The 21,793-nt window shown below is 71.5% G+C and carries 17 protein-coding genes; 11 read left to right on the top strand and 6 right to left on the bottom strand.

All coding sequences use genetic code 11. The features are described 5' to 3' along the window. The first annotated feature begins 2 nt into the window (after positions 1-2). The 3 genes from AB0I51_RS13005 to AB0I51_RS12995 are packed head-to-tail and all read left to right on the top strand — an operon-like array spanning position 3 to position 3,117. A complete protein-coding gene (locus AB0I51_RS13005) occupies positions 3-842 on the top strand; it encodes an alpha/beta hydrolase (protein WP_362974313.1) in 840 nt (279 codons plus the stop codon). Further along, entirely contained in the window at positions 839-2,038 is a 1,200-nt protein-coding gene (locus tag AB0I51_RS13000; protein ID WP_362974311.1) for a glycosyltransferase, read from the top strand. The genes AB0I51_RS13005 and AB0I51_RS13000 overlap by 4 nt, the downstream gene beginning before the upstream one ends. Then, entirely contained in the window at positions 2,035-3,117 is a 1,083-nt protein-coding gene (locus AB0I51_RS12995) for a class I SAM-dependent methyltransferase (RefSeq protein WP_362974309.1), read from the top strand. Before AB0I51_RS13000 ends, AB0I51_RS12995 begins: the two co-directional genes overlap by 4 nt. An 8-nt stretch (positions 3,118-3,125) precedes the next feature. Here AB0I51_RS12995 and AB0I51_RS12990 read toward each other — a convergent pair whose 3' ends face one another. Both AB0I51_RS12990 and AB0I51_RS12985 read right to left on the bottom strand, forming a co-directional pair. Continuing rightward, on the bottom strand, positions 3,126-3,392 hold the full coding sequence (locus tag AB0I51_RS12990) for a hypothetical protein (RefSeq protein WP_362974307.1): 267 nt from the start codon (positions 3,390-3,392) through the stop codon (positions 3,126-3,128). A gap of 177 nt (positions 3,393-3,569) precedes the next feature. Next, entirely contained in the window at positions 3,570-4,334 is a 765-nt protein-coding gene (locus AB0I51_RS12985) for an SIS domain-containing protein (protein ID WP_362974305.1), read from the bottom strand. A 118-nt stretch (positions 4,335-4,452) separates the two neighbouring features. Here AB0I51_RS12985 and AB0I51_RS12980 point away from each other — a divergent pair, with 118 nt between their 5' ends. The 6 genes from AB0I51_RS12980 to AB0I51_RS12955 all read left to right on the top strand — a co-directional run bounded on the left by AB0I51_RS12980 (position 4,453) and on the right by AB0I51_RS12955 (position 13,726). Then, positions 4,453-5,337: a MurR/RpiR family transcriptional regulator gene (locus tag AB0I51_RS12980; protein ID WP_019071388.1), complete on the top strand. Its 885-nt coding sequence runs from the start codon at positions 4,453-4,455 to the stop codon at positions 5,335-5,337. 133 nt (positions 5,338-5,470) lie between these two features. Continuing rightward, positions 5,471-9,700 (top strand): NEW3 domain-containing protein, encoded by a 4,230-nt coding sequence (locus AB0I51_RS12975; protein ID WP_362974303.1) that lies wholly within the window; start codon positions 5,471-5,473, stop codon positions 9,698-9,700. Continuing rightward, entirely contained in the window at positions 9,697-10,329 is a 633-nt protein-coding gene (locus AB0I51_RS12970) for a peptidyl-prolyl cis-trans isomerase (RefSeq protein ID WP_362974301.1), read from the top strand. Before AB0I51_RS12975 ends, AB0I51_RS12970 begins: the two co-directional genes overlap by 4 nt. A 129-nt stretch (positions 10,330-10,458) precedes the next feature. Beyond that, positions 10,459-11,829, top strand: coding sequence for an extracellular solute-binding protein (locus AB0I51_RS12965; protein ID WP_362974299.1), 1,371 nt, complete (start codon positions 10,459-10,461; stop codon positions 11,827-11,829). Further along, positions 11,829-12,845 carry a sugar ABC transporter permease gene (locus tag AB0I51_RS12960; protein WP_362974297.1) on the top strand — a complete coding sequence of 339 codons (1,017 nt, stop codon included), beginning with the start codon at positions 11,829-11,831 and terminating at the stop codon, positions 12,843-12,845. Before AB0I51_RS12965 ends, AB0I51_RS12960 begins: the two co-directional genes overlap by 1 nt. Beyond that, on the top strand, positions 12,842-13,726 hold the full coding sequence (locus AB0I51_RS12955; RefSeq protein ID WP_362974295.1) for a carbohydrate ABC transporter permease: 885 nt from the start codon (positions 12,842-12,844) through the stop codon (positions 13,724-13,726). Before AB0I51_RS12960 ends, AB0I51_RS12955 begins: the two co-directional genes overlap by 4 nt. Here AB0I51_RS12955 and AB0I51_RS12950 read toward each other — a convergent pair. Beyond that, positions 13,716-15,941 (bottom strand): glycoside hydrolase family 3 N-terminal domain-containing protein, encoded by a 2,226-nt coding sequence (locus tag AB0I51_RS12950; RefSeq protein ID WP_362974293.1) that lies wholly within the window; start codon positions 15,939-15,941, stop codon positions 13,716-13,718. The genes AB0I51_RS12955 and AB0I51_RS12950 overlap by 11 nt on opposite strands. Continuing rightward, positions 15,938-16,948 carry a BadF/BadG/BcrA/BcrD ATPase family protein gene (locus AB0I51_RS12945; protein WP_362974291.1) on the bottom strand — a complete coding sequence of 337 codons (1,011 nt, stop codon included), beginning with the start codon at positions 16,946-16,948 and terminating at the stop codon, positions 15,938-15,940. The genes AB0I51_RS12950 and AB0I51_RS12945 overlap by 4 nt, the downstream gene beginning before the upstream one ends. Before the next feature lie 8 nt (positions 16,949-16,956). Between AB0I51_RS12945 and AB0I51_RS12940 the strand changes: the two genes are divergently transcribed. Next, positions 16,957-18,213: a glycosyl hydrolase gene (locus AB0I51_RS12940; RefSeq protein ID WP_362974289.1), complete on the top strand. Its 1,257-nt coding sequence runs from the start codon at positions 16,957-16,959 to the stop codon at positions 18,211-18,213. Between the two features lie 3 nt (positions 18,214-18,216). Here the strand turns inward: AB0I51_RS12940 and AB0I51_RS12935 are convergent, their stop codons facing one another. Next, positions 18,217-19,692, bottom strand: coding sequence for a glycoside hydrolase family 3 N-terminal domain-containing protein (locus AB0I51_RS12935; protein ID WP_362974287.1), 1,476 nt, complete (start codon positions 19,690-19,692; stop codon positions 18,217-18,219). Positions 19,693-19,866: 174 nt separating this feature from the next. Between AB0I51_RS12935 and AB0I51_RS12930 the strand changes: the two genes are divergently transcribed. Further along, positions 19,867-20,886, top strand: coding sequence for a lysylphosphatidylglycerol synthase transmembrane domain-containing protein (locus AB0I51_RS12930; RefSeq protein ID WP_362974285.1), 1,020 nt, complete (start codon positions 19,867-19,869; stop codon positions 20,884-20,886). A gap of 184 nt (positions 20,887-21,070) precedes the next feature. On the opposite strand, the gene AB0I51_RS12925 is transcribed toward AB0I51_RS12930, so the two are convergent. Then, on the bottom strand, positions 21,071-21,685 hold the full coding sequence (locus AB0I51_RS12925; RefSeq protein ID WP_362974283.1) for a TetR/AcrR family transcriptional regulator: 615 nt from the start codon (positions 21,683-21,685) through the stop codon (positions 21,071-21,073). Between the last annotated feature and the right edge of the window lie 108 nt (positions 21,686-21,793).

Genomic DNA, 21,793 nt, shown 5'->3' with positions numbered 1-21,793 from the left:
TCATGGCGATGGTCGACACCGGTCAACTCCGGTTGCACGTACAGAGAATGAGCCCGCCCGACGGTCGTCCGGTGACCGCCACGGCGGTGCTCGTGCACGGCCTGCTCACCGACAGTCTCGCCAGCTACTACTTCACCCTCGCCCCGCCGTTCGCGCTGGCCGGCATCGACGTCGTCATGTACGACCTGCGCGGTCACGGCCGCAGCGCGCGCCCGGCCACCGGCTACACCCTGGACGACAACATCGACGACCTGGAGGCGCTGCTCGACCGCCTGGAGGTGACCGGCCCGGTCCATCTGGTCGGCAACTCCTACGGCGGGACAGTCGCGTTCGGCTACGCGGCCCGCCATCCGGAGCGGGCCGCCAGTGTCTCCCTCATCGAGTCGGAACCGGCGACCGACGCCTGGGCGCCGAAGCTCGGCAACATCCTGGACCGGGTGCTGCACGAGCTGGCGCACAACGAGGACGACGCGATCGCCTGGATCAGCGCGAACCGCGGCCACAACACCGCCCGCCTCGCGAAGGGCGCCGCCCGCCTGGCCCGGGAGACCTCCCTCTCCCAGGACATCCCGGCCAGCGTCGTGTTGACGGAGGGTCAGATCCGGGCCGTGCGCTGCCCGGTGCTCGGCGTCTACGGGGGCGACTCGGATCTCGCGCTGCTCGCCCCCTGGCTGGAGTCCGTGCTGCCGGACTGCCGGACCGTCGTCGTCCCCGGTCACGAGCACTCGGTGCTGGTGGAGGCGGCGGGCACGGTCGGCGGCCACATCCTCTCCCTGATCCAGAAGGCGAGCATCCAGGACGCGAGCACGTCGGAGGCCGCCGCCGAGGTGGCGGTGCGGTGAGCCGGTTCCTGTTCGTCGTACCGCCGCTGGTCGGCCACATCAACCCGGCGACGGGGGTGGCGGCCGAACTCGCTGCGCGCGGCCACGAGTTGGCGTGGGCGTGCGCCGATCCCGCTCTCGTGCGGCGGCTGGCGGGAGAACAGGCGCGGGTGTTCCCGTGCGCCGGTCCGGTGCCGGGCACGGGCGAGGGTGTACGGCCGCCCGACATCCGTGGCCCCGAGGCGCTGAAGTTCCTGTGGGAGGCCTTCCTCGCCCCGCTCGCCGAGCAGATGGCGCCCGGAGTCACCGCCGCTGTCGAGGAGTTCAGGCCCGACGCGATCGTCGCCGACCAACAGGCTCTGGCCGGGGGCCTGGTGGCGGAGCGTCTCGGGGTGCCGTGGGCGACCTCGGCCACCACCTCGGCCGAGTTCACCGACGTGTTCGCGGGCATGCCCAAAGTCGCCCTCTGGCTGGACGAGTTGCTGCACCGGCTCCGCACCGACCTCGGCGACCCGTCCGGCACCGGCGACCCCCGCTTCTCGCCGCACCTGGTGCTCGCCTTCAGCACCCCGGAGCTCGTCGGCCCGGAGGCACGGCAGGGCGAGCAGATCCGCTGGGTCGGCCCCTCGATCGCGCCCCGCCCGGCCGCGCCGGACTTTCCCTGGGACTGGCTGGACCCGGCCCGCTCCCTGGTCCTGGTCAGTCTCGGCACCGCCAACACCGATGTGGGCGCCCGTTTCCTCACCGAGTGCGTGACGGCGCTGCGGGCCCGAACCGACCGCGTACAGGCGGTGATCGCGGACCCGGGCGGCGCGCTGGGGCCGTCCGACGCGCAGGACAAGGACCTCCTCGTCCTGCCCTCCGTCCCTCAACTCCCCCTCCTCGAAAGGGCGGACGCGGTCGTCTCGCACGCCGGGCACAACACGGTGTGCGAGACGCTCTGGCACGGTGTCCCGCTCGTCGTGGCACCCATCCGCGACGACCAGCCGGTGATCGCCGGTCAGGTCACCGGCGCGGGCGCGGGCATCCGGGTCCGCTTCGGCCGGGTCACCGCCCCCAAGCTGGGCGCGGCGATCGACGCCGTACTCCACGAACCCGACCACCGCGCCGCGGCCGACCGCATCCGTACGGCGTTCCGCGCGGCCGGAGGCACCCGCGCGGCGGCCACCCACCTGGAACTGCTGGCCACCGGCGCGTCCCCCAAGGAGACCCCGTGAGCACCGAGGACGACCCGAAACCACCGAGCCGCAACGACCAGGTCGCGGCTCTGCGGCCGGTCTACCAGGCCGACCTGGCCGACGGCCTCGACCGCTTCTTCGAGCCCAGGCGCGAGACCTGCCCCTGGTGCGACTCGTCGCGACTGCGGACCCGGCTGCGCACGAAGGACCTGATCCAGCACAAGCCGGGCACCTTCGTCCTGGACCGCTGCGAGGACTGCCGGCACACGTTCCAGAATCCCCGACTGAGCCCGGCGGGGCTGGAGTTCTACTACCGGGACTTCTACGACGGCCTGGGCGAGAAGCAGTTGGGCAACACGTTCGCGGCCCGTACCAAGATGTACGAGCAGCGCGCGCAGTCACTGCTCCCGCACTCGCCGACTCCCAAGAACTGGCTGGACGTCGGCACTGGTCACGGCCACTTCTGCGAGTCGGCCCGCACGGTGTACCCGGACACGACCTTCGACGGCCTCGACTTCACGGACGGCGCCGAACTCGCCGAGCAGGCGGGCCGAGTGGAACGCGGATATCGCGGCAGCTTCCCGGAGTTGGCCCCGAATCTCGCCGGCCACTACGACGTCGTCAGCATGTTCCACTACCTGGAGCACAGCACCGAGCCCGAACGCGAACTGACGGCGGCGCACCAGGCCGTACGTCCCGGCGGTCACCTGCTGATCGAGGTCCCGGACCCCGACAGCCGCTACGCCGGTCTGCTGGGCCGCTGGTGGCTGCCCTGGCTCCAGCCCCAGCACCTGCACTTCATCCCGGTCGAGAACCTGCGCCGCCGACTCACCGACCTGGGCTTCACGGTCGTGGCGGAACAGCACGCCGAACCGCACGACCCGGTCGACCTCCTGGCCGGCACCTGGCTGGCATTGGACACGGCCGCCCCCCGCGACAACCTCCCCTGGCTGCCGAACCCCCCGACCGGCCTGGCCCGTACGCTCCGTGCGGCGGTCCTGATCGCGGGGATCCCGGCGCTGGTCCTGGGCACGCTCCTGGACCGGTTCGTGGTGAAGCGGCTGTCGCACCGGCTGGGGGTGTCCAACGCGTACCGGCTGGTGGCACGGCGCGACTGAGCCGTCTCCTATGCGGTCAGGCTCTCCAGGGCGCGGGCGACCTCGTCCGCCGTGATGCCGTCGGCCCGGTTGTCGAACACCAGCCGGCGGCCGTCGCTCCAGCGGCACTCGTTGGCCTCGGCCGCCTTCCAGAACGTGTCCCAGTCGGCGAGCTTGGACAGGTCCCGGGCACAGCCGCGGGCGCGCACGCGGCTCGACACCGTGGTGACCGACACGGGCCTGCCGGAGGCCGTGGTCGACCGCGTCTCGGAAGAGGGCCCGACGGTTCTGCGCACGGGCTGAGCCCCGCCCACCCCTGCCGACCCCCGTTGAATGATGCATTCACCGCGTCTAGCATCACCTGGTGATTGCATCACTTCCTGTATGACTCTCGTCGAGCAGCGCAGGTGACGACGAGCGGTCGCGGCCCGGTTCCGGGGGCTCCGGCCGCTCGTCCTCGCTCCTACGACGGTTCAGCTCGCGGTACGGCGGATCCGCCCCGCGTAGCGCTTCTCCAGTTCCAGGTTGCTCTCGAAGCCGCCCGGCACATTGGCCGAGACGTATACGGGCGGCCGGTCCCCCGCGGCGAGGAGCTGGGCCGCCGCCTCCGCGACCGTCAGTTGCACGAGCATCGCGCCGGTGAGCGTGGACAGGGCACAGACAGCGCCCCCACCCGGGAGTTCGAGGAGCGCGTCGCCGCGCGGGGCCGCGTTGTCCAGGACGACGTCCGCGAGGTCGACGAGCTTCTTGCCGCTCGGGTGACCGGCGGGAACGGCGCGCGTGTGGGCGAGCGAGGTGATGGCGAGGAGGCGGTGGCCGCGCTCCTTCACCCGTAGGGCCATTTCCACGATCACCTTGTTGACACCGGAGTTGGAGACGATGACGAAGAGGTCCTGCGGGTGGGGCGCGGCCAGGTCGTAGAGCCGGTCGGCGACTCCGGCCTGCCGCTCCAGCAGCGGGTCGTCGAGCACGCCCGGGGCGTCGCCGCCGTAGAGGACGAGGTCGGCGATGCTCAGGCGGTTGGTGGGCACCAACCCCCCGGCGCGGCCGGCGAGTTCGAGGACCATGGCCTGGGAGTGGCCGGTGCCGAAGGCCTGGATGACTCCGTCGGTGCGGACGCAGTCCGCGATCAGTCCGGCGGCGCGGGACACGGTCTCGCGGCCGGATTCGGTGATGTGCTGGAGAACGGCCAGGCTCTCGCGCGCGAAGATCTCGGCGCTCACGGACTCGGCGGACACGCGACACTCCCCACCGGTGGATCAAACCACCTATTCTTTCCCGATCAATGAATCAATAAATCACACGCGGTCCTGGTATTCAATCGATGGCCTCTGGGGTGGCTGATACCTTCTCCACATGCCCCCGACAGACGTCACCACCCTCATCCGCACCGAGCTGCCACGGCTGGCCGGCTCGCTGCGGAAGGTCGGCGAGCTGATCCTGGAGGATCCGGCCGCCGTCACCCACTGCTCGGCCGCCGAGCTGGGCCGCCGCACCGGCACCTCGCAGGCGACGGTGACCCGGTTCTGCCGCGCGGTGGGCCTCGACTCGTACCAGCATCTGCTGATCGAACTGGCCCAGGAGCGCGGGCGCGGCGAGGTGTCCGACTGGGGCACCGCGGAGATCGGCCCGGACATCTCCCCGGACGACGATCTCGAACGGGTCGTGCAGGTCGTGGGCAGCGCCGACCTGCGCGCGGTGCAGCAGACCATCGACCGGATCGACCTCGACGCGGTGGAGCGCGCGGCCACCGCCGCCGCCCGCGCCCGGCGCATCGACGTCTACGGCATCGGTGGCAGCGGGGCGGTCGCCCAGGAGACCGAGACCCGGCTGTTCCGCATCGGCTGCGCGGTGCGCGGCTGGACCGAGGTGCACGCCGCCGCCACCTCCGCCGCCCTGCTCACCCCGGCGGACGTCGCCATCGGCATCTCCCACTCCGGTTCGACGCGCGAGACCATCGAACCGTTCGAGCTGGCCAAGGAGCGCGGCGCCACCACGGTCGCCCTCACCTCCGACCCGCGCTCCCCGCTCGCCCGCGCCGCCGACATCCGGCTCATCTCCTCGTCCTCGGCGACCAGTTTCCCCACCGGCATCATCGGCGCCCGCCACTCCGTGCTGGTCCTCATCGACTGCCTCTACGTCCGCATCGCACAGCTCTCCTACCAGCGCGCGAGCGCGTCCCTGGCCCTGACCGACCACATCGCCGGGGAGCACACGGTGAAGGCCCGCAGGGGCCGGTGATCCGAGCCGGGACCCGGCCGTGATCTCGGCCGAGTCTGCATGGATGAACCACCGAAGTTACGCGGAGATGGTTGTTTGAATCATCTTCGCGGTGTCAGGATGGGCGCTCCGCCGAGCCTCTGGTAGGAGACCCATGCGCGTCACCGCTGCCCTGTCGACCGAGTTGTTCGTCGGCACCGCCGAGCATCCGCTCCAGGTGGTGACCGCCGAACTCGCCCATGTCCCCGGCCGGCCGGTGCGCCTCACGGTCGAGGGCCCGGGTCTGCACGGCGGCGCGGAGACGGTCGTGGGCGAGGACGGCACCGCGCGCGCCGAGATACCCGTGAGCTGCGACCTCACGGCCGGCGAGCGGTGCGCGATCGAGGTGACGGCGGCCGACGGCGACCAACTGGCCACCCTCACCACCGAGTTCACGGCCGCCGAGCCCGGCTGGACCATGTTCATGGTCAGCCACTTCCACTACGACCCCGTCTGGTGGAACACCCAGGGCGCCTACACCGAGACCTGGGACACGGCCGACGACCCCGCCTCCACCGGACTGCCCGCCCGCACCTTCGACTCCCGCGGCCAGTCCGGCATGAGTCTCGTCCGCGCCCACTGCGACCTGGCCCGCCGCGACCCGGCGTACACCTTCGTGCTGGCCGAGGTCGACTACCTCAAGCCGTACTGGGACGCCTTCCCCGAGGAGCGCGGATTCCTGCGCGAGCTGATCCGCACCGGCCGGGTCGAGATCATGGGCGGCACCTACAACGAGCCCAACACCAACCTCACCGGCGCCGAGGCGACCGTACGCAACGCCCTGTACGGGGACGGTTTTCAGCGCGGGATCCTGGGCGCCTCGCCCGAAACCGCCTGGCAGCTCGACGCGTTCGGGCACGACCCGCAGTTCCCCGGCCTGATGGCGGACGCTGGAGTGACGTCCAGCTCGTGGGCGCGCGGCCCCTTCCACCAGTGGGGGCCGACCCTCTCGGTCTTCGGCGAGGAGCCTCGCGACCCCCGACGCATGCAGTTCCCGGCCGAGTTCAGCTGGATCGCCCCCTCCGGGCGCGGACTGCTCACGGCCTACATGGTCAACCACTACGGCGCCGGCTGGGCCATCGACAACGCGCCCACGCTCCCCGAGGCCGAAGCGGCGGCGCTCAAGCTGTTCCGGGGCCTCAGGAAGGTCGCGCTCACCCGCAATGTGCTGCTCCCGGTCGGCGGTGACTACGCGCCGCCGTGCCGCTGGGTGATGGACATCCACCGCGACTGGAACGCCCGTTACGTCTGGCCGCGTTTCGTCAGCGGAATCCCCCGGGACTTCTTCGCCGCCGTCCGCGCCGAGTTGGACCAGGAGGGCCGCAAGGCGTCGCCTCAGACCCGGGACATGAACCCGGTCTACACCGGCAAGGACGTCTCCTACATCGACACCAAGCAGGCCCAACGCCACGGCGAGACCCTCCTCGCCGACGCCGAGGCCTGGGCCACCCTGGCCTCGCTCGTGGCCCAACACCCGTACCCGGACGCGGCGTTGGACAAGGCCTGGCGGCAGCTGATCTACGGCGCCCACCACGACGCCATCACCGGCTCCGAGTCGGACCAGGTGTACATCGACCTGATGACCGGCTGGCGCGAGCTGTACGACCTCGCGGAGACGGTGCACGCCGACGCGACGGAGGCGATAGCCGCCAAGGTCGCCCGACTGCCGGGCGCCACCGACGACTTGGTGGTGTTCAACTCCGCGACCTGGGACCGACGGGACGTGCTGACCGTCGCCGACCCCGGCCTGGTCCCGCTCGACGACACCGGCCTGCCCCTGCCCGCCGTACGCGAGGGCGACCGACTCCGGCTCGTCGTACCGGACGTACCCGGCATGGGCCTCAAGGCCCTCCCGCTCGCCGAGGGTTCGGTGCCCGGCTGGACGCCCGGCGAAGGCCTCACCATCCGCAACGAGTTCTACGAGGTGACGGTCGACCCCGCGCGCGGCGGCGGCGTCAGCAGCCTGCGCGAACTCGCCGACGGCGGCCGGGAGTTGCTGCGCGCCGGCGACATCGGCAACGAACTCGTCGTACAGGAGGAGTACGCGCGCCACCCGCGCTTCGGCGAAGGCCCCTGGCACCTCACGCCCACCGGAACCACCGCCGCCCGCAGCCGTGACGTCACCGCCGACATCGATGTCCAGCACTCCCCCGCCGGTTCACGGATCACCGTCACCGCCGACCTCGGGCTGTTCCGGTACACCCAGCGGCTGACCCTGTGGACCGGGGTGGCGCGCCTCGACGTGACGACCACGATCGACGGCTACGACGGCGCCGACCGGCTGATCCGGGTGCGCTGGCCGTCCGACGTGACCGGCGGACTGCCCGTCCACGAGGTGGCGGACGCGGTGATCGGGCGCGGGTTCGGGTTCGTGGAGGTGGACAGCGAGGAGTTCCCGTGGACGCTCGACAACCCGGCGAACACCTGGTTCGGGCTGGGGTCCACCGCGCGGGTCGCGGTGCACGACGAGTCGGGGCGGCTGCTCGGCCACCGGTCGATCGGTGTCGCCGAACTCGTCTACGCCGACTGGGACGAGGCCGGTGAGCTCGGTGCCCCGCTCGCGGCGGCCCTCGTCCGCGCCGGGGTCACCGCGACCTCGACGATCGCGGGCGGCCCGCGCTACGGCGACCTCGAAGTGGACTCCAATCTCCCGGACTTCCGGATCGCCGTGGGTGCGCCCGAGCGCAACTCGGTGGTCGCCGAAGCCCTCGGCTGGGACCCGGCCGCCGGACGCGAGCTGCGCCGGCAGCTGGCGGAGCGGGGTGTGGCGGCGGTGTGGGTCGCGCCGCGCGCCGGGCTGCGCGAGGAGTGGGTACCCGGGGCCGACCTGCGCGACCTCGAACGGCTGCCGCTGCTCGTGGTGGCTGGCGCCCGCCCCGAGGACGACGCCAAGGCGGTCGACGCGCTGATCGCCGACCTCGACGACGCGGTCCTCACGGCCACGGCAGCGGGCGGCTGCGAGGCCCTGCCGCCGGGCGACGCCTGGGACGGCCGCAGCTTCGCCGTCCTCAACCGGGGCACGCCCGGCTGTGTCGTCACCTCCTCCGGCGACCTCTACATGTCCCTCATGCGTTCCTGCACCGGCTGGCCCTCCGGCATCTGGGTCGACCCGCCCCGCCGCACCGCCCCCGATGGCTCCGCCTTCCAACTCCAGCGCTGGACCCACGAGTTCGAGTACGCCGTGGTCGCGGGCGCGGGTGACTGGCGGGACGTCCGACTCTCGCAGTCCGGACATGAGTTCAACCATCCCCTCACGGCCCGACTGCGGTCCGCCCCCGAACAGGGCGTCCTGCCACGGAAGTTCACCCTGCTCGGCCTGGAACCGGCGGGCGAGGTGGTGCTCGACGCCCTCAAGCCGCTCGGCTCCCCGCTGGCCCGGGGCAGCGCGGCACCGGTCGACCCGGGGCACGGTGTCGTCGTACGGATGCACGAGGTGAACGGGCGGCCGGTGCGTGCCCGGATACGCGGGCCGCAGCACTGGACCGAGGGCGCCCGAGCCGACGTACTGGAGTCGCCGGGTGCGGAGTTGGTGCCGGAGCCGGACGGCGGGCTCGTCGTCGACCTCACCGGCTTCGAGGTCACGACCGTGCTGGCGGGCACTGCCGCCGAGTCCCCGACCGGGCCCGGAATCGCGGCACCTGAACCCGCGCAACCCGTCCACACCCGCTACTGGCTGCACAACTCCGGCCCCGCGCCGCGCGGGAACATGCCGGTGTCGGTGTACCTCTCCCCCGGCACACTCACCGCCGCCGGACCGGTGACCGCGACCGTCCGGGTCGGCTCGGAACTCACCGACGCGCCGCTGTCCGGCACGGTCGCCTTCGAGGTACCGCCCGGCTGGACCGTCGCACCCGCCGAACTGCCGTACGCGCTGGGCCCGTCCGGCTTCACCCTCTCCGAGATCACGGTGACACCACCGCCCGACCCGACCCCCGGCCGCCACTGGCTCGCAGCCCGGCTGTCGTACGGCGGGCAGGTCTACGAGGATGTCGTGGCCCTGGATGTGCCGGACGGGCGTCCGGTCGGACCGACTCTGGTGACGGCGCTGGGAGTTGACCGGATCAGCGTGCGCCGCGGTGAGCGCGCCCGTGTGCCCGTGACCGTCCGCAACACCACCCGAGGGCCTGTCAACGGCACCCTGTGGGCCGTCTCCTCCTGGGGCACCTGGGCCGGTGTGGAGCCAGGCGTCCAGGGGTTCACGGTCGCAGGGGGCGCGGAGCGGGAGTGTGTGATCGAGGTGGACGGTTCGGCGGTGGCGCCCGGGTCGTACTGGCTGCTCGCCAAGGTCGCCTGGCACGGGTGTGTCGCCTACACGGAGGCCGTCGCGCTGGAGGTGACGCCGTGACGGCGGAGCACGCCGCCGTGGTGCGTGGCGCGGCGGTCGCCAAGGGGCGCGTGGACGCGTTGCTGGCGGCCGTGCCGGCCCGGGACCGGGAGGCCAACCGGCCCGAGGCGCTCGCGCGGGCCGAGCGGCAGCGGCGGCGGTGGGCGACCCAGGTGGTGGTCATCGACGAGCTGGCCCAACGGGCTTGTGCGGAGCGGGCGTTGAAGCCTCCGCCGGAGGTGGCACCGGATCGGGTGCCGGCCGTCGCCGAGACCGATGTCGCAGATCTCGGCAGCATCGTCGCGGCGGCCCTCGCGCACTCCCCGGCCGCCCGTTCGCTGCTCGCCGAGCTCGAGGGCGAGCAGGAGGTCACCGAGGCCGCCGTACGGGACTACTACGACCGCAACCGGGACCGTTTCCTCACGGCGGAGGCACTACGGCGTGGGGTGGACCCGTTCGACCGGGTGTCATCGGAGGACTTCGTGCCGTACGAGCAGGCCCGTGAAGGGGTCGCGCGGGAGTTGCGGCGGGCGGCGGGGCGGCGGGCCTTCTTCGGCTGGTTGGACCAGGCCAAGGCCGGGGTCGTGTATACCGCCGGGCACGAGCACCCCGGCGATCCGGCACACCCGGACCACGAGCACCGGCACTGATCTCCGCCGGAACCTAAAAGCAACACGAGAACCATTGACCTCCGATGAATTCTGGTCCACCTTTTCATCAATCGGAGTCGAAGTTGGTTAATTGAACCAGACTGTTGGCTGATGCTCAGGAGGGCAGCGATGCGCACAGGAAGACTGACCGGATCGATGGTGGGGATCATCGTCCTGACCCTGACGGCCGCCGGCTGCGGGCTGTCCGGCAGCTCGGGCGACAGCGACTCCACCGCGGGCGGCTGCAAGGTCGACAAGGGGAACGTGGGGGCCGGAAAGCTGACCGGTGAGGTGAAGGGCGACATCACCTTCCAGACCACCAACCTGAAGAAGGACTTCGGCACCTTCTTCAACGGGGTCATCAAGTCCTTCGAGAAGGCGCACCCCGGTACGTCGGTGAAGTGGATCGACGATCCGGGCGACGCGACCTTCGGCCAGCGCACGGTCGCCGACGCCCAGGCCTGCACCCTGCCGGACGTGCTCAACGTCGACTCTCCCACCGCGACCGCCCTCACGAAGGCCGGCTACCTGCTCAACCTGGGCGTCAAGGACCCTGACGCCGCCAAGCCGTTCGTGCCGGCGTTCTGGAAGTCCAGCACCATGAAGGACTCCTCGGGCGCCCTGGTGCACAGCGTGCTGCCCTGGTACACCGGCGGCGTCCTCCTGACGTACAACACCGATCTGCTGAAGAAGGCGGGGATCGACCCGGCGAAGCCGCCGACGACCATGTTCGGGCTGTTCGCCGACTACGAGAAGATCGCCAAGAAGGCCGACGGCAAGTACTACGCGACGATGGCCAACCCGATCTGGCGGATCCCGGCCGACTGGGACCAGATGAACATCAAGACGCTGTCGGCGGACGGCAAGTCGGCTGTCTTCGCCGACGATCCGAGGACCGCGCAGTGGGTCGCGTGGATGGCGAAGCTGTACAAGGAAGGCGCGATGCCGAAGGACTCGCTGTCCTCCAACAACGACCCGTCCACCCTCTACAGCCAGGGCAAGGTCGCCTACGGTTCGACGAACCCGAGTTTCGTGCGCTTCGTGAAGCAGAACAGCCCGTCGATCTACGCCAGGACCGCCGTCGGTCAGCAGCCCTTCGACGCGCTCGGTCACACGACAGCCGCCCCGCAGTACATGGCGACCGCCGCGACGAGCAAGAACGCCCCCACGGCGCTCGCGTTCGCGGAGTTCCTCACCAACGCCGAGAACCAGACGGCCTGGTGCAAGGATCCCGACGTCGTGATCTTCCCGACGACCTCGGCCTCGCTGGACGACCCGTTCTTCCAGAAGACCACCGGTGACGACCCGTTCTCCCAGGCCCGCAAACTCGTCGCCGAGCAGCTGAAGACGGCCACCGCCTACCAGACCAACATCTCCACGGCGGTGCAGAACGCCATCGTGGGCCAGGTGCAGCTGGCCATGCAGGGCAAGAAGAGCCCGGCGCAGGCCGTCAAGGACGCCCAGGCGAAGGCCAACGAGCTGCTGAAGCAGGCTGGTTGATGGTGGCGACGCAGACCGCGAAGCCGGTGGCCGTGCCGGGTGCGGAGGCGACGACCTCCGCACCCGGCACGGGCCGCGTACGTAAGATCGCCCGGGCCGTTCTCCCCGGGCCCGCCCCCGGCGCCAACGGGGCGGCCCTGTACCGCCGTTGGTGGCTGCCCTGGCTGTGGACCGCACCCGCGATCGTGTGCGCGGCGGTGTTCGGGGTGTTCCCGTTCCTCAACACCGTCCTGCTGTCGTTCACGAACGCCAAACCGCTCGGCGGTGCCGCGAGTTTCGTCGGGCTCTCCAACTACACCCGGATGCTGGACGATTCGGACTTCTGGCTGGCGACCCGCAACAGCGTGCTGTACGCGATCATCGTCGTACCGCTGATGGTGCTGCTGCCGCTGCTGCTCGCTGTCCTGGTGGAGAAGAACCTCCCCGGCATCGGCTTCTTCCGCTCGGCCTTCTACACGCCGGTGCTCGCCTCCAGCGTGGTCGTCGGCCTGAGCTGGCAGTGGCTGCTCGCGGACGACGGTCTGGTCAACACCTGGCTGGAGAAGGCCCACTTGATCCGGTCGGCCATCCCCTTCCTCTCCGACTCGTGGCTGATCCTGCTCTCCGCGATGGGCCTGACCCTGTGGAAGGGCCTCGGCTGGTACATGGTCTTCTACCTGGCCGCGCTCGGGAACGTGCCGAAGGAACTGCACGAGGCCGCCTCCATGGACGGCGCCGGAGCCGCCCGCCGCTTCTGGCACATCACCGTGCCCGGCGTACGGCAGGCGATGATGCTGGTCGGCACCCTCACCGGCATCGGCTCGCTGCGGGTGTTCACCGAGATCTACATGCTCGGAAGTTCCACCGGCGGCCCGGGCGGCGCGGACCGCACGCTGCCCTTCTACATCCGGGACGTGGGCCTCGACCCCATCACCGGAAACGCCGGTTACGGATCGGCGGTGAGTGTGGCGCTCTTCGTCCTCACCCTGGGCCTGACCCTGCTGGCACAGCGCCTGACGAAGGAGGACGAGTCATGACGACGACCGCCGTGCACCCCAAGTCCCGGCGCCTGATGCCGCGTTGGCGGGACTACGGCCGCCCCCGCGAACTCCTCGTCCGCTACCTCCTGTTGCTCCTCGTCCTGGGCCTCACCGTCGGCCCGCTCATCTGGCAGTTCCTGGCCTCGCTGAAGGGCACCGGCGAGGACGTCTTCGGCGCGAACGCCTCCCTGCTGCCGCACCACCCGACCCTGCGCGCCTACCGCGAGGTCTTCAGCCAGGTCCCGGTGGCGACGTACATCAGGAACAGTCTGATCGTCGTACTCCTGTCGGTCGGCAGCCAGTTGCTGTTCTCCACCACCGCCGGCTACATGCTCTCCAAGCCCGCCTGGAAGGGCCGCCGGGCGGTCTGGATCCTCCTCGTCGCCTCGATGATGTTCCCCTTCGAGTCGATCATGGTGTCGCTGTTCCTGAGCATTCGCGACCTCGGCCTGGTCGACAGCGTGGTGGGCGTGTGGCTGCCCGGCTTCGTCGGCGCGATCAACGTCCTGCTGATGCGCGGCGCGTTCCTCGCCGTGCCGCGCGAGATCGAGGACTCGGGGATGCTGGACGGCGCGAGCGAGTGGCAGCGCTTCCGCTACCTGTATCTCCCGTCCGCGTGGGGCGCGATCCTGGTGGTCACCATCAACACGTTCATCAGCGCCTGGGACGACTTCCTGTGGCCGCTGATCGTGCTGCGCTCCGAGGACCACATGACGCTGACGCTGGGTCTTTCGCGGTTGCAGAGCTCGTCGTTCGGCTACGACCAGCGGGTGGTGATGGCCGGTTCGGTGATCTCCGTGGTCCCGGTGCTTGTGCTGTTCGTCATCACCCAACGCTGGTTCTACAAGGGCGTGTCGGCGGGAGCGGTCAAGCTCTGAGGCGTACGACGAGGGGTTCTGCGCCGAGTGCGGCCCGCGCGGACCGAGCTACCCGGATCTCGACGGCACCGACCTGCTCGAACCGGTCGGTGCCGAAGGGGACGGCGACCGTGCGGTGTTCGCCCGGCGAGAGGTCCACGCCCTGGAAGGCGTGCAGTTCGAGGGTGCGCGGCCACACCGGGGTGAGCAGGCGGCGGACGTACATCTGGACGACCGAACGCCCGGGCCGCTTCCCTGTGTTGGTGACCTCGACCTCGACCGTGTCTCCCGACATGCGTGGCGTCCCGTACTCGAAGCTCGTGTACGACAGCCCGTGCCCGAAGGAGTAGAGCGGCTCGGCGTCGGCGTCCGCGTAACCGCCGTACTCGATGTCCTTGTGGTTGTAGTAGACGGGGAGTTGGGCCGCCGAGCGCGGGACGGAGACGGGGAGGCGGCCGGTCGGTTCGGCGCGGCCGAGCAGTATCTCGGCGACGGCCTCGCCGCCCCACGGGCCGGGGTACCAGGCGGTGAGCAGTGCGCCCGCCCGTTCGGGGACGACGTGTGGGCGGCCCTGGATCAGGACGACGGCGGTTGGTGTCCCGGTCGCGGTGACCGCGTCGAGGAGCGCGTGCTGGGCACGGCCGAGGCGCAGGCCCGCGAGGTCGACGCCCTCCCCGCAGGTCATCTCCGAAACGGCGTTCCGTGCCGCTCCGTTGGCGTCGAAGTCCGTGTCGGGGGTACGGGCACTGCTGCCGCCCAGCACCAGGACGGCCAGGTCGGAGGCGGCGGCAGCGACGACCGCCTCGGGGACGCCGGAGAGGTCGTCGCCGGTGAGGGCGCAGCCGGGAGCATGACGGATGTCGGTACCGGGCGGCGCGAGTCGCCGTAGACCGTCAAGGACGCTGACACCGGAGCGCTGCGGTGCTGTGTAGTCACCCAACTGGTGTGTGTAGGTGGCTGATTGGGGTCCGATGACCGCGATGCGGGAGACGGTCGGCGGGATGGGCAGGACATCGCCCTCGTTGTGCAGCAGCGTCACCGCGCCGCGCGCCAGCGCGGTGCTCAGTTGTCTGCCCTGCTCGGCCGGGGGCAACTCGCCTGTGCTGTAGGGGCGTTCGAAGAGGCCCAGGCGGAACTTCAGGCGGAGCACGCGCTCCACGGCCGCGTCGACGGTGGTCTCGCTCACCAACCCCCGCTCGACCGCCTCTTCCAGATGCGTGAAGCCCTCGTCCCAGAGACTCAGGTCGACACCGGCGTTGAGCGCGAGGGCGCCTGCCGAGACCTTGTCGCCGGTGATGCGGGCGAGTCGGTCCACGGCGAGGCCGTCGGCCATGACGAGGCCCTCGAAACCCCAGTCCTCGCGCAGGAGTTGGTGGAGCAGGGCGCGGTTGCCGGAGCAGGGGGAGCCGTCGACCTCGTTGTAGGCGGACATGACGGCGGCGGCCCCGGCCCGGACTCCGGCGCGGGCGGCGGGGAGATGGATGTCGTGGAGTTCGCGGAGGCCGAGTTCGGACTCGGCGGAGTTGCGTCCGCCGACCGTGGCGCCCTGGCCGGCGAAGTGCTTGAGGACGACGGGGGCCTTGTCGGGGGCGAACCCGGCCGTGGTGTCGCCCTGCATGCCCCTGACGAGCGCCTCGGTGAGGCGGGCGGCGAGGTGCGGGTCCTCGCCGAAGCACTCCTCCGTGCGGCCCCAGCGGGGGTCGCGGGCGATGTCCAGGGCGGAAACGAGGGCCAAGTGGGCGCCGCGGGCGCGGAGTTCGGCGGCGGCGTGGGCGACGGCGCGCTCGTACAGGTCGGGGTCCCAGGTGGCGCCGACGGCCAGGTTGACCGGGAGGACCGTGCCGTCCAGGGCCATGTGGCCGTGCGGCACCTCCTCGGCGAAGAGGGCCGGGATGCCGAGGCGGCTGCTGTCGATCACATGGCGTTGCACCAACTCGGCCAGGGCGGCGCTGTCCTGGGCCCCGGGTCCGTTGGAGTGGTCGACGCCGGACCAGGCGTCGGCGCGGAACAGACCGTAGAGCGCGCCGAGTCCGGCGAAGCGGGCGGTCTCGGCGTACAGGGCCTCGGTGAGTTCGAAAGAGCCCGAGGGGGTACGGCAGTAGGCGTCCCAGCCGTACATCCGCTGGTTGAGCTGGCCGACCTTCTCGCGCAGGGTCATGCGGGCGAGGAGGTCACGGACCCGGGTGTCGACGGGGGCGGCGGGGTCGCGGTAGAGGGGGGTGGTGGTGTCGGTCATCGGTCGTCGCCGTCGTATGCGAGCCGGGCGAGGGCGACCGCGCCGCGGCAGCCGTCCGGTACCCAGTCGAGGGTCAGGCCGAGGGGGTGGAGGCGGGCGGTGAGGTGGGCCGTCAGGGGGCCTTCGGGGCCGAGCAATCCGCCGGTGGCGACGATCCGTTCGCCGGGGGCGGGATTCAACGCCCGGACGGTGTCGGTGAGTTGCTCCGCCGCCTCGTCGAGGATCCCTTCCGCCACGGGGTCCTTCTCGCCGGCCGCGTCGACCACCAGCGGGGCGAAGCGGGCGAGGCGGATGGGGAGTTCGGACATGACGGCGGGGAGTACGTGCATGCGGTAGGCCTCGCGGTGGGCGCGGGACCAGTCGCCGGTGCCGGGCAGCGCCTCGGCCGGCACTCCGAGTGCCTGTCCGACGGACCCGGCCAGGACGGACGTGGGACCGCGTCCGTCCGCCATCCGCAGCGCCGCCCGTACCGCGCTCCGGCCGATCCAGAAGCCGCTGCCGTCGTCGCCGAGGAGCCAGCCGTCGCCGTCCACGGTGGCGGTGGAGCTGCGGTCGGTGATGCGCAGGGCGACCGCGCCGGTGCCGGCGACCAGGGCGAGGCCGTCGGCGGGGGTGCCGGGGGCGGAGGCGAAGGCCGCCTCGATGTCGCTGCAGACGCGGACCCGGTCGGCCGGGATGCCGAGGCGGCGCAGCGCTGCCGTGAGGGCGGTGCGGGCGTTGACATGGCCCGGTTCCTCGGTGGAGGCCGCAGTGGCGCCCGCGAAGCCGCCCGACACGGCGACCACTCGGGCGCGCGCCGCCTGCGGGACAGCTTGCCCGATCGCTTCGGCCAGGTGATCGGTGAGGCGCGGCACCGGGACGGTCAGGGCGTTGCCGGGCCCGGCCGCGCCCTCGCCGAGGAGGCGTCCGTCCTCGGCAGTGGCGAGGACGGCGCGGGTGCGGGTGCCGCCGGCATCGAGGCCGATGACGTAATCACCGACGAATTCCTGGTTCAAATCATTGCTCATTACTGACTATGGTGGTTGATACATTCACGGAGGGCAAGACCGGACCCGGGGAGGATCCCATTCCTACGCTTCGTTTCGGCGTCAACTACACGCCGCGCCGCGGCTGGTTCCACTCCTGGCACGACTTCGACCCGGCGCACGCCCGGGAGGACCTGGCCCAGATAGCCGGGCTCGGCCTGGACCACGTCCGGATCTTCCATCTCTGGCCGCTGCTCCAGCCCAACCGCACGCTGATCCGCAGGGCCGCCGTGGATCAACTGGTGCACCTGGTCGACCTGGCGGGCGAGGCGGGCCTCGACGTCCTCGTGGACGGCGTCCAGGGACATCTCTCCAGCTTCGACTTCTACCCGGAATGGACCCGCAGCTGGCACCACCGCAACGTGTTCACCGACCCGGAGACGATCACCGCCCAGGCGGAGCTGCTGCGCACCCTGGGCGGCGCCCTCGCCGACCGTCCGAACCTGATCGGTCTCCAACTCGGCAACGAGCTCAACAACCTGGTGGAGCACAACCCGGTGACGGCGGACGAGGTGGACCACTATCTCGACACCCTGCTGGCCGCCGCCCGCGAACATCTGCCGCCGGACCGTCTGGTCACCCACTCCGCGTACGACGCCGCGTGGTACGGCGACGACCACCCGTTCACCCCGGAGGCCTCGGCCCGCAAGGGCGATCTGACCACCGTGCACCCGTGGGTGTTCTCCGGCGACTGCGCCCGCCGCTACGGTCCGCGTTCCCCGCAGGTGCTCCATCTCGCCGAGTACGGAACGGAGTTGGCGAAGGCGTACGCCACCGACCCGGCCCGGCCCGTCTGGGTCCAGGAGACGGGCGCACCCGAACCGCACATCCCGGCCGCCGACGCCCCGGAGTTCGCGCGCGCGACCGTGCGCAACGCGGCCGAGTGCGACGGGCTGTGGGGTGTGACGTGGTGGTGCTCGCACGACGTGGACCGTTCGCTCGCCGACTATCCCGAACTCGAATACACGCTGGGCCTGTTCGACTCGACGGGCCGCGCCAAACCGATCGCCGAGGCCCTGGCCGCCGCGATCGCCGAGCCGCACACCGTCCAACTCCGCGACACCGCCCTGATGTTGGACTGCACCCCAAGCACCCGGTCGGTGTCCGGTCCTGGAGGCGCGTACTTCGAGGAGTGGATGAGGATGCGCGCACGGGGCGCGCGTCCGGCGGTCGTCCTGGCCGAACGGGCTGAGGACCAGGAGTATTTGGCGGCACGCGGCATCAAGGAAGTCCTACGGCTGTCGTGACGGTCACCCGTCGGCCAGTACCTCCGCGACCGCCCGCAGGTTGACCCGGCCGCGGCCGTAGGAACAGAGGGTGCCGCCCTCCGGCAGTCCGGTGTCGATCAGTACGGCGTCGGGCCGGCGGGCCGCCAGGGCGTCGCGCAGCCGGGTCTGCCAGGGGTGCAGGACGGCGTCGGAGGTGGCGAGGACCAGGGGCGCGCTGCGGGCCGCGATCGCGTCGACGATGGCGGCGGGTTCGGCCGGCTCCTCGTTGAGGGCGATGCCGGTGGCCGTGGGGTCGATGGCGCGGAGTTCGGTGAGGAGGTCCTCGCCGCCCCAGTTCAGGGCGGGGTGCGGGGCCGGGAACAGGTCGACGACATGGGCGCCGCGCACGGGCGGCGGCAGGGGCCGGGTGCGTACGGCGCGCCGGGCGGCCTCAAGGCCGGCGTTCGCGTCCCAGGCGGCGACCTCCCGGCGGGGCGTCGCGTACCGCTCGGCGAGCCGCCGGACCCGGCCGGCCGCCTCCCAGACCCGCTCCTCCGCCAGCATGCGGGCGTGCAGTGCGTCGAGGACGGCGTCCCGGCAGGCCAGGGTGACCGCCAAGTCCGGTACGGCGACGATGACCTGGTCCGCTCCGGCGGCGAGCGCGATGCGGGCGCCGGCCGCTTCGCCGTACTCGTCGGCGATCGCCTTCATCTCCAGTGCGTCGCTGACCAGGACGCCGTCGAAGCCGAGGTCGAGGCGGAGCAGATCGCCGAGGATGCGGCGGCTGAGGGTGGCGGGGCGATTGGCGTCCAGGGCCGGGAAGACGACATGGGCGCTCATCAGCATGGGCACGCCCGCGGCGACGGCCGCGCGGAACGGTTCGAGGTCGACGAGGAGTTCGCCGTAGGGCCGCGGGTCGATCGCGACACCGTGGTGGCTGTCGGTGATCGTGCCGCCGTGGCCGGGGAAGTGCTTGGCGCAGGAGGCGATGCCGCGTATGTCGGTGGCGGTGATCCAGGCGCGCAGGTGGCGGGCGGCCAGTTCGGGGTCGGCGCCGAAGGAGCGGGTGCGCACGATCGGGTTGCGCGGCTGGTGCTGGAGGTCGGCGACCGGGGCGTACGAGGCGGTGATGCCGAGGGTGGCGAGGTGGCCGGCGAGGGCGTCGGCGCAACGGGCGGTCAGGGCCGGGTCGTCGACGACCCCGAGGGCGTAGGAGCCGGGGACGTCCGGGGCACCCGCGTTCACCAAATGTCCGATGCCGCCGCCCTCGTTGTCGATGGCCACGAGCAGGTCGGGGCGCAGGGCGCGGAGTTCGTCGGTGAGCCGGCGCACCTGACCGGCATCCCGGATGTTGCGGGTGAAGAGGATGACCCCGCCGAGGCCGCGGTCGATGAGCCGCTTGAGGGTGTCCGGCACGGTCGTCGCGCCGTCGAAGCCTGCGACCAGACAGCGGTGGACCGCCTCGTCGAGGTCGACAGGGAGGGCGATGGCGGCGGACGAACGCTCGGCGTGGGTCATACTGGAATTCAAATGGCTCGCTCAACCTAAAGTCAACAAACCGATGGATTGTTGATTCAGGCAAAGTTTTGGCTCCGACTACACTTCTTCAGTGCCGTCCGCTTCGCCCAGCCGCCCGCACCCCTTCCGCTTCCCGACACCACTGCGTCATACCGGATGGGAACGTTTCGCCTCGTGTCCCTGCTTCCGCTCGAAGACATCCCCGGGCCGCTCCCCGCTTCCACCGCCGGCCCCGCCCCCGCCCCCTTCCGACTCCCCTCCGCCGCGCGCCTCGCCACCAAGGTCCTGACCCTGCTGCCCCTGCTGCTGATCGCGGTGTGGGCGGCGGTCGACTGGCGTGCCATGTACGACGGCACGGCCCGGCTCGCCTCCGCCGACCCCTGGTGGCTGCTCGCCGCGTTCTTCTTCACCTGCCTCGGCTGGGGTACCGCCGCCCTGGTCCGTCAGGGAGCCGTGCCGGACCGGCTGCCCACCGGTCTGCTGATCGCCTCGCAGTTCGCGGCCGGCGCGGCCAACCACGCCCTGCCGGCCAGCATCGGCGCCCACGCCGTCACGCTGCGCTTTCTCCAGGGCCAGGGCATCCCCCTCCCCCGCGCCACCGCCTCGCTCGCCCTCTACTCGCTCGTCAGGCCGATCGCGAAGACGCTCGTGCTGCTGGTCTTCCTCATCTCCTTCCCCGAGATGCTGCGCTTCGGCCAACTCGCCCCCAGAGGCTGGTCGTTGCTCCTCGCCGTCGGCGGCCTGGCGACCGCTGTCGCCACGGCCACCGTCCTGCTGGCCGTCGTACCCCGGCTGCGCCGCCCGGTCCTGCGCTGCGTCCGCACGGCGCTGACGGACGTTCGGCAGCTGCACACCATGCCCAGCCGGATCCTCGCCCTGTGGGGCGGGGCCGCCGCCGCTCCCGTGCTGCAGGCGACGGTGATCTTCGCCGTCGGGGCCGCGCTCGGCATGCCGCTGTCCTGGGCGCAGGTGGTACTCGCGTTCCTCGCCGCCAGCACCGCGGTCGGCGCCGTGCCCGCACCCGGCGGGATCGGTCCCGTGGACGCGGCGACGGTGTTCACGATGGTCGCGTTCGGCGCCCCCATGGACCTGGCCACGGCGAGCGTCGTCGGCTACCGCGTCCTGACCGTGTGGGTGCCGTTGCTGCCGGGGGCGTTGCTGCTGTCGGCGCTGGTCCACCGGAAGGTGCTGTGACCGAAAACCACTTGTACGGCCACCTGTACCGCCCTTGACGTCGCTTCTCATGGATGTGCGTGGGGCGCTCACGGGGATGGCCGGCGGCCTGCCGACGGTCGGTTCGCGCACCCCGGTCGCCGGGCTTCCCGCCCGGGGCACCCCGAGGCGCCTCAGGGCGGTTGAGTGACCCCGGGGCCGGGTCCTACCCCTCCGCCACCGCGCGCACGGCCGCCTCCGTCAGGGTCGTCGCGGTGCGTACGACGCTGGCGACAGCCTCGTCGGGGGTGAGCCTCAGCTGGTCGGTGAGGGTGAACAGGGCGTCCGCGCCGACGACCACCGCGAGGCTTCGCTTGAGCTGGGTGAACGCGTCCGGGTCGGTCACCCCCAGGGTGTCGTCCAGGGGCGCGAGGGCGTGGTCGATGAGGCCGAAACGGATCCCGGGCCGCATGCTCTCGGCGTCGGGGCGGACGATGGTCGCGGCCATCATGGCGCGCACCCCACCCTGCCGGGCCAGGATGCCGCGCAGCAGGAACTCGCAGGCGTACGCGACCCGTTCGACGGGATCGCCGGAGTCGGCGACCGGCCGGAGCGCCTCGGCCGGGTCGGGCCAGACACCGGCCAGGGCCTCGCCGATCAGGGACGGAAGGTCGGGGAAGTACCGGTAGGCGGTGGCCTCGGAGACCAGGGCGGCGCGGGCGACCTCGGGCATGGTCACCTCGCTGCCCGCACCGATCAGCACCCGGGCCGCGTCGACGATCGCCGTACGGGTGCGCTTCTTCTGATTGCTGCGGCCCGTGTCCGTCTGTGCTGTCGCCATCGGTGCGTCACATCCCCGTCTTCGCTCGTCGCTGCCGTCCGTCCCTTCCGCACTTTATCACGATCGACTCTCGTCATGAGAGTGCACTTGCACGAAGAGGGCTGCCGG

This window comes from Streptomyces sp. NPDC050549, from assembly GCF_040655035.1.
In the GTDB taxonomy this organism is placed as follows: domain Bacteria; phylum Actinomycetota; class Actinomycetes; order Streptomycetales; family Streptomycetaceae; genus Streptomyces.
Note: the sequence above shows the minus strand (reverse complement) of the source record. Positions and strands in the feature narration are given on the sequence as shown.

Coding starts and splice junctions, on each gene's coding strand:
- AB0I51_RS13005 (WP_362974313.1), top strand. CDS start 3: ATGGCGATGGTCGACACCGGTCAACTCCGGTTGCACGTACAGAGAATG.
- AB0I51_RS12980 (WP_019071388.1), top strand. CDS start 4,453: ATGCCCCCGACAGACGTCACCACCCTCATCCGCACCGAGCTGCCACGG.
- AB0I51_RS12975 (WP_362974303.1), top strand. CDS start 5,471: ATGCGCGTCACCGCTGCCCTGTCGACCGAGTTGTTCGTCGGCACCGCC.
- AB0I51_RS12965 (WP_362974299.1), top strand. CDS start 10,459: ATGCGCACAGGAAGACTGACCGGATCGATGGTGGGGATCATCGTCCTG.
- AB0I51_RS12960 (WP_362974297.1), top strand. CDS start 11,829: ATGGTGGCGACGCAGACCGCGAAGCCGGTGGCCGTGCCGGGTGCGGAG.
- AB0I51_RS12955 (WP_362974295.1), top strand. CDS start 12,842: ATGACGACGACCGCCGTGCACCCCAAGTCCCGGCGCCTGATGCCGCGT.
- AB0I51_RS12950 (WP_362974293.1), bottom strand. CDS start 15,941: ATGACCGACACCACCACCCCCCTCTACCGCGACCCCGCCGCCCCCGTC.
- AB0I51_RS12945 (WP_362974291.1), bottom strand. CDS start 16,948: ATGAGCAATGATTTGAACCAGGAATTCGTCGGTGATTACGTCATCGGC.
- AB0I51_RS12940 (WP_362974289.1), top strand. CDS start 16,957: ATGGTGGTTGATACATTCACGGAGGGCAAGACCGGACCCGGGGAGGAT.
- AB0I51_RS12935 (WP_362974287.1), bottom strand. CDS start 19,692: ATGACCCACGCCGAGCGTTCGTCCGCCGCCATCGCCCTCCCTGTCGAC.
- AB0I51_RS12925 (WP_362974283.1), bottom strand. CDS start 21,685: ATGGCGACAGCACAGACGGACACGGGCCGCAGCAATCAGAAGAAGCGC.